This is a genomic window from Desulfosporosinus sp. BICA1-9, from assembly GCF_000802135.1.
On sequence record NZ_JUEE01000192.1, the window covers coordinates 1 to 7023 of the forward strand.

A 7023-nucleotide genomic window follows, 5' to 3' on the forward strand; every position below is an offset into this window, starting at 1 on the left:
TGGGGCTCGGCATATCCTATAGCGGGATCTGAAAAGACATTCCATAAAGGGATTGGCAGCCGGTATGAGGATGGAAATTTCCAACAGGACGCCTGAGCAAATCCCGTCCGAGGTTAACTTTATCAAGGAACAAAGCAGCAAAATGCTGCTTGGCAACGCCGTTGGGATCGGACGGCGTTTGACGGAAACCAAAGAGCTGGTACCCCATGGGGAGTGGCTCAAATGTCTGACTAAATCAGTGAGTTACTCCCCCCGTCGGGGAAGAGAGGCCAAATGGTGCACCGGTGCAACATTTGATTTTAACTCCATGTACACGGTTTTTGACGCCAAAGGCTGTTTTTTCATGCACATATTAATTAAGAAACTACCCGTAAACCCTTGCAAAGTCTTGACTTTTCGATAAATTAGCAAGCCCTAAGTAAAGAAATATCCTAAAAATATAGACTCCTGTCGTAGATTACAAATATGATCTACAACAGGAGTTTATTTCATATCATCTTATTTGAAAAAATCGAACAAGATTATATTCAGTTAGAAGGTTGCCATTTGCATCGCACAGGAGAAATAATAGTATTTTCCTTTTTCAATTCTTTAAATGCATTATCAATTTCCTTACGGTCCAGTCCGGTTAATTTCTCAATTTCTCCCGCACTCACAGGTTTTCCTGCATCCCTCATTGCTTTCAGTACATCTTCTTTAATACTCATATTTAATCATCCCTTTCAAAACCTTGATTATTATTTACCTTTTCATTGTAATTTAAGTTGCACAGAATTGCATCCTTCTTAACAAAAAATGCAATCGCTCATTTTGTATTATTCACTTTTTGAAAGCATATATCCTACTGCCAATTCCCACAAGAGCTATTATTTTCATGGCACTACCTTGATTGTTTTAATATGTTTGCCACTAGAAATTATTCTAATAGAAAATCTATTTCTGTGGATTTTTTCTAAGGATCAATTTATAGGATAAGAATTCCTTTAAAGGGCAATATACAAAGGGATTAGACAATGAGGTATTTATATATGGGCATATTAAATGATATTTTTGGAACTGGAAATGAAAATGAAAAAGAAGTTGATGATGAGACTAGAAAAGAACTAGTGCTGACGATGCAAAGCTTCTTCTCCGCAAAGAAGAGCTTAATATTGACAAAAACATGGTACAAACAGGTGGGGTAGAGCTTAGCAAGGAAATCATTGAAGAACAACGAAGTGTCGATATTCCTGTAACACGTGAAGAAATAGTTATTGAGAGAAGAACCTTAAACAATGAACAAAGTGATTCACCTATAACTGACAAAGAAACCATACGGATTCCGGTCAGTGAAGAGAGAGTTGTAGTCGATAAATATACCGTAGTAACGGGTGAAGTTTCAGCTCACAAAAATATTATTGAAGATACCAAGCATATAGATGAAACCCTTAAACGAGAAGAAGCTCGGATAAATAAATTTGGTAACCCCGATGTAATCGAGGGTGTAACTGATCATCCTTTACATTGAAGAAACATTAAAGCGGGAGGAATCTAATGTAAAGTTTTCTGGGTCCCTAAAGGTCAGAGACGAATAACCCTTCACTTTAGCCGAGATGGTTAGGGGTCTTATGGGGGATTCCTTTAGTTTGGATAAACCAATCTATTAATTGGCGGGCTATACTTCCTGTGCTAGGTATCAGCGGAAGTTGATCGGCAGTATACCATCCTGCATCCAAGATTTCTCTTTGATCAATATTTAAATCCCCACTATCGTACTCAGCTGTAAAACCTACCATCAGTGAATCGGGAAACGGCCACGGCTGGCTACTAAAGTATTTTATGTTTTTGACTTTTAGGCCCACTTCCTCTTCGACTTCCCTTTGCACGCACTCCTCAAATGTTTCTCCTGGCTCCACAAAACCAGCCAAAACACTATAGAAAGCAGTTTGGAAACGACTCCCCCTAGCCAACAAAATTTCTTGTCCCCTAGTGATAGCCACGATAATGGCTGGAGAAATCCTTGGATAATTGACAAATCCACAAGAAGGACAAAGTTTTGCCCTTTCATCCTTTTTATTTTCTGTCTGCGTTCCGCATCGGCTACAATACTGATGGTTACGATCCCAATGCATAATTTGATTAGCCCTGCCCACCAAGGAAAACAAATCGGCCGGAATCTGATCAAGTAACCTCCTCAAGTCGCAAAATGACATACCTTCTGGTATCATCGTATCCGGGGAAAGTTCAGCAGCATAACAAGAGCGCCCGTCCACCTGACCAATATATTGTCTCCGAACTGTCTTTATCTCTAACTTATATAGATCAATGTCAGGCAGAGCAAACTTACCTTCATTTTCTAAGACAAGAAACTTGTTCTTTTTGAACAACAACCAATATATCGTTGCATCCTCTTTCTCCTGGCCATCGAATCCTGGTTCAAAAAACACGAGGCATCCTCTTTTCTCCTTATGAAATCTGGCAATTCATATCAATAGCTTTTTCCAACTGCTTAGTTTTTAGCAAGCAATCAGTCGCTAATTAGTATTGGTACTTGAGCCTTCACTTGATTATCATAATTGAGATTGGAATAAATAAACAACTACGCAATTTAGCAAAGAGTTAGACAACCCCACCTCAATTAAGAAGTGGGGTGTTTTTAATACCTAAAAGTCCTTTTCTAGCTCTTGTACTTTTTGATAGAGCCATTCATTGATCGGGGTTGGCACATGATATTGTTTTCCCAAGGCGATGACTGTTCCTGAAAAAAGCCCTACCTCTGTATTTCTGTTTGCTGCCATATCTTGACGCATAGAAGGCATACCCAACGGATTTAACTTGGCTAGGACATTTAACCAATAGGCTAAATCTGATTCGCCTAAATTTATACCCACCTTTTGCGAGAGGGCGATAACTTCCCTCATCGCAGCGATCATAACATTTCTAGACTCACCTTCTATTTGAATACCGCCATAATTCGTTGAAAACACTGCTACTGTCTGATTTACTCCTGTATTTAACATGAATTTTCCCCACAACCGATGATCCATATCTTTCGGAACTTCATAGGGAAAATCAAGGTTATTTAAAAAGTCTGCCACAGAAGTTACTTTCTCAGACCATACCGTATTCTCTTTCTCGCCAAAGCATATCATTCCCATGTTCTTATAGGTCAACTTGTTTTCAATCTTGACTGCATCCATTCCTTGCGCTACGCAATAAAGCATTTTTTCCATTCCAAAGGTTTTGCCAATAATTTCTTCACTGGAAATTCCATTAAGTGCCGAAAGTATAATTGTATGATCTCCGACTTGATGCCTTGCGTCTTCAATCGCCTGCTGTAATTGATTAAATTTTACACAGAAAAATAATAAATCTACAGGTTTTTGCTCGCTTTCAGGTAAAACATAATTAAAATCGAAACGCTCACCATTACAATAGATACCATTCTGCTCATATCTTTGCTTACGGCTTGGATTTACAATAACACGAACATCATCTTTGGGTAACCTCTCAGAAAAATGCTTTGCAAACAATATTCCTAAAGCTCCTAAGCCTATAATTGAAACAGTTTTAATCGTCATCTTCCAAGTTCTCCCCTTGCCTCTTTTGAATGTAAAACTAAGTTTAATTGTACCACTTCATTTAACGTAAAGTGAAAGAACCTCGCCTTTTATAAATCCAATAGCTCAAAACCAGTAATAGGGTCGATTTTTCTTCGTGCCGTTGAATTTTTAAGTTCAAAAATTACTACTTCACCAATATGCCAGATTATGACACCTTCCCCTGTACACCCTGTAACCGTGTCTCTATTCCGCCCAAAAGCGGAGTGTAGGTGTAGTTTTGGAACCTTGTCTTCGTTAAGAAACAAAGTTCCAATACCTACAGCCTCGCTTGTTCCCAACAATTCTTCAACCATCTTGCGTGGCTTCTCGGCAGTACCATCCTCAGGCCCTACCACAACTTTGCTGTATGTGTCAGCACCGCCTAGAAAGTGTAAAATTGCAGAGTCAATTTGGTGTGTCTTTGCAAATTCTTCAATAATGTCTGGTATTCTATCCCCATGTTCTAGTCTTAATATGAAAACTCTACCCAAGTTTGCCTCTGAATACTTCATAGTCCTCTCCCCTTCTCGTCAGCAGATCCGTTATTAACGACAACCCCAAACATCATCATTTGTATATATTCAGTCACTAATTCCCCACAGTCGAAGAGCAAATATTCATTCCCATGTTGCGGCATTTTTGCACCTCATTATTTTAAATTATCTAGCCAGTATTTTGTTAGTAATGCCTTATTGAGTGTTTCAGAGATTTCTCAAAATTATTTTACACATTCCCTAAACCCAAGTGTTCTTCAAAAGTTGCAAAATACCTCCAAACCGTACACATAAAAAACACTAATTCAGCAATGCAATGTCTCACGCAATCCGAAGATATGTTCGAATGCTAAACGAGCCCAAATGGGCCCGTTTCTCACATGATCCCCTATCTGCTCAGAGCAAGCTGGCAGCTCCAGAAGCCACAACTTCGTACCTCTTTGGAATGATTGAATTGATAATAGATTAGGACCTGGTCTAGTTACCTGCCAGGTCCTAATCTATTATCCTATCCTATTAAATGCGTTAAGCATCCTCAGATAGTGGTTTGCCTCTCTGAGTATATGATCAGCAAGCAATGGTAGCGCTGTAATTTTAATTTTACAGCCTAGTATACCTTCAACGCCAGATTGTTTGAAATTCCTAATGGCATTTGTGGTCCTCAAACTGTTTTTTGTCACTTCGGGCAATCTAGTGATGTTTTCATTGAGAGTAATAGCATCAGCCGTTAGACGGTCAAATTCCTTTCCGAAGCGATGTGCTTTATCAAACAACAGCTCTTCGGTAGGATCTAGAAGACCACGTACAAATTTAGCATGTTCACCCATTATTCGATTCCAAAAGGCTTCTTGCTCAACTGCCTCTCGGACCAAATTGAAAGGCACCCTGTTTTGGATCTTTTTAAGCGCTTTAAGATAGAAAAGTGCTTCTCTATTTACATGATCAATTAAAAGAGGGTAACTGTGCGAAAAGCTTTGGCAAGTTAATACGTCTTGGAGAAGGCTTTGTTTAAAATCCGAAATAGCCTGGGTTACCGTTATCGCACTATTGTTCAATGCGACAACCTGATCAACTAAAGCTGGATTAATGTTCGAAGTAGCTGCACCACCGATAGCCAGTTCAGCAGTTGTTACATCCTTATCAATTATAATTCCCGTGAAAAACTCAGTTGCCTTTTCAGCATTTAAAGTATAGTTAGTAATAAATTCACTAGAACTAGCGGCGCGGAGACCAACCTGACCATTTGCTAAGGCAACAGTAGCTTTAAGCAGATTGGTGGCTTCATTTCTAAATGTAGAGATTATATGGCTTAGATGAATATCCCTCTGGGAGAGGTCTGCTTCAATAAATATTAGATGCTCTTTCATAATTCTTAAGAAAAAAAGATTAAGTTCAATTGATGAACGAACAAATTCGTAATTCATCACGTAGCATCCCCTTATTACAAAAATCAATAAATTATGTATTCATCTTATTCCGCAGTTTAGGGTTTGAGCCTGCCAGTATCTTTTCAATTATAGAATAACAAGAGAGGGGGAAAATAGGGGTCACACAGAAAATAGGGGTCAGGCCTGAAATTTTCCCTTTCCCTTTCCCTTTCCCTTTCCCTTATCACACTTTCCGTGTGTTGTGCTAGAACTATGATACAGAAAAACAGAATTCTAATTTTGTTTGAAGGTGCGACCGTCTAATGTTTACCGCTTAATTAGTTCTTTCGCTGGATTCCTTCAAATCTGATGTAAAATCTTCAATAGCATTGATGTATTGCTTTTGCTCAAATGCATGAATCACATGGTTCGCAAGTATTTTTTTATATTTTGCATTTGGTACTAACTCCATTATTCGCTCTGCATCTTTATCATCCATAGCTCCCACAAGACCATATTCTGGATATCTGTGCCAATTTGCATGTAGCACTAGCATTGGGCTTTGGCAGCATAATAGTTACCATTATGTTGACATCACTGACATAATTCGGACGAGTCGGTGGGATTGTTCCTTCGGGTATTCATACCTCGGAAGTGCCAAGCATACCTATCTACATGTATTAATCTGGAGGTGGATAATTTGGAGGCATATTTTCATAACGATCCCCAAATTCGAGAATGGACTAAACAAATTATGGAAACTATTCTTTCTGCCTGCCTATTAACGGGGGTTGATTCAGATGCCGAGTTTCAAAAGGGTTGTCAATTCGTAATAAAACTTACATCCTCATTACAAAAGATCCCGGAACTCCCATCAGAATTCTTAGAGGATATAGTTAAACAACTCATTGAGCAACAGCTTCCTGACGCACGTGTTATTGATAGCTTACCTACATTCCAACCAACAATGGACAGAATGTTACGCGAGGGCATATTGAAGGTCGCCTGTACCCCTAAAAAAGAGGCTTTCAAGAAAAACATAGCACCTCACGCTACCTATACAGAAAGGCCTATGGAAGTATCCCCCTTCGAGTTCGTCACTGTTAATCCAATCCCTGCTCTTGCCACTGTTAACATACCTTACCCTAACATTAAGCAAATGAAAGCTGAAACCCAAGCCAAAGCTGATGCTCAGGCGCTTGCTGAAGCTCTTGCCAAGGCTGAGACCAAAGCCAAAGCGGATGCTCAAGCCCTCGCTGAGGCTCTTGCCCAGATTGACGCGCTTACCCAAGCTGAAACACGGGCGAAAGCTGATACTCTGTCGCTTGCTGATGCTTTTGCCCAGGCTGAAATCCAGGCCAAAGCGGATGCTCAAGCCCTGGCTGAGGCTCTTGCCCTAGCTGAAACCCAGGCCAAAGCGGATGCTCAAGCCCTCGCTGAGGCTCTTGCCCAGGCTGAAACCCAGGCCAAAGCGGATGCTCAAGCCCTTGCTGAGGCTTTTGCCCAGGCTGAAATCCAGGCCAAAGCGGATGCTCAAGCCCTGGCTGAGGCTCTTGCCCTAGCTGAAACCCAGGCCAAAGC

At 40.2% G+C, this 7023-nt stretch carries 7 protein-coding genes and 3 pseudogenes; 3 read left to right on the forward strand and 7 right to left on the reverse strand.

From position 1 onward, the window contains the following. Positions 1-64 precede the first annotated feature (64 nt). A pseudogene (locus tag JL57_RS35370) lies at positions 65-250 on the forward strand (DUF3102 domain-containing protein); the annotation flags it as partial. 277 nt (positions 251-527) lie between these two features. On the opposite strand, the gene JL57_RS23920 reads toward JL57_RS35370, so the two are convergent. Beyond that, on the reverse strand, positions 528-707 hold the full coding sequence (locus tag JL57_RS23920; protein WP_034144444.1) for a transcriptional regulator: 180 nt from the start codon (positions 705-707) through the stop codon (positions 528-530). A 321-nt stretch (positions 708-1028) separates the two neighbouring features. Here JL57_RS23920 and JL57_RS23925 point away from each other — a divergent pair. After that, a pseudogene (locus JL57_RS23925) lies at positions 1029-1507 on the forward strand (YsnF/AvaK domain-containing protein). A 76-nt stretch (positions 1508-1583) separates the two neighbouring features. Here the strand turns inward: JL57_RS23925 and nudC are convergent. The 6 genes from nudC to JL57_RS35380 all read right to left on the reverse strand — a co-directional run bounded on the left by nudC (position 1584) and on the right by JL57_RS35380 (position 5941). Continuing rightward, positions 1584-2426: an NAD(+) diphosphatase gene (nudC, locus tag JL57_RS23930; protein ID WP_045691500.1), complete on the reverse strand. Its 843-nt coding sequence runs from the start codon at positions 2424-2426 to the stop codon at positions 1584-1586. A 216-nt stretch (positions 2427-2642) separates the two neighbouring features. Beyond that, positions 2643-3560 carry a ketopantoate reductase family protein gene (locus JL57_RS23935; RefSeq protein WP_034144445.1) on the reverse strand — a complete coding sequence of 306 codons (918 nt, stop codon included), beginning with the start codon at positions 3558-3560 and terminating at the stop codon, positions 2643-2645. A gap of 89 nt (positions 3561-3649) precedes the next feature. Beyond that, complete coding sequence (locus JL57_RS23940) at positions 3650-4093, reverse strand: PPC domain-containing DNA-binding protein (protein WP_034144446.1); 444 nt, start codon at positions 4091-4093, stop codon at positions 3650-3652. Further along, entirely contained in the window at positions 4090-4218 is a 129-nt protein-coding gene (locus JL57_RS35375) for a hypothetical protein (RefSeq protein WP_291300501.1), read from the reverse strand. The genes JL57_RS23940 and JL57_RS35375 overlap by 4 nt, the downstream gene beginning before the upstream one ends. A gap of 360 nt (positions 4219-4578) precedes the next feature. Continuing rightward, on the reverse strand, positions 4579-5499 hold the full coding sequence (locus tag JL57_RS23945; RefSeq protein ID WP_034144447.1) for a DUF2935 domain-containing protein: 921 nt from the start codon (positions 5497-5499) through the stop codon (positions 4579-4581). A 277-nt stretch (positions 5500-5776) separates the two neighbouring features. Beyond that, entirely contained in the window at positions 5777-5941 is a 165-nt protein-coding gene (locus JL57_RS35380; protein ID WP_291300502.1) for a hypothetical protein, read from the reverse strand. Positions 5942-6142: 201 nt separating this feature from the next. Between JL57_RS35380 and JL57_RS35385 the strand changes: the two are divergent. Further along, a pseudogene (locus JL57_RS35385) lies at positions 6143-7023 on the forward strand (hypothetical protein); the annotation flags it as partial.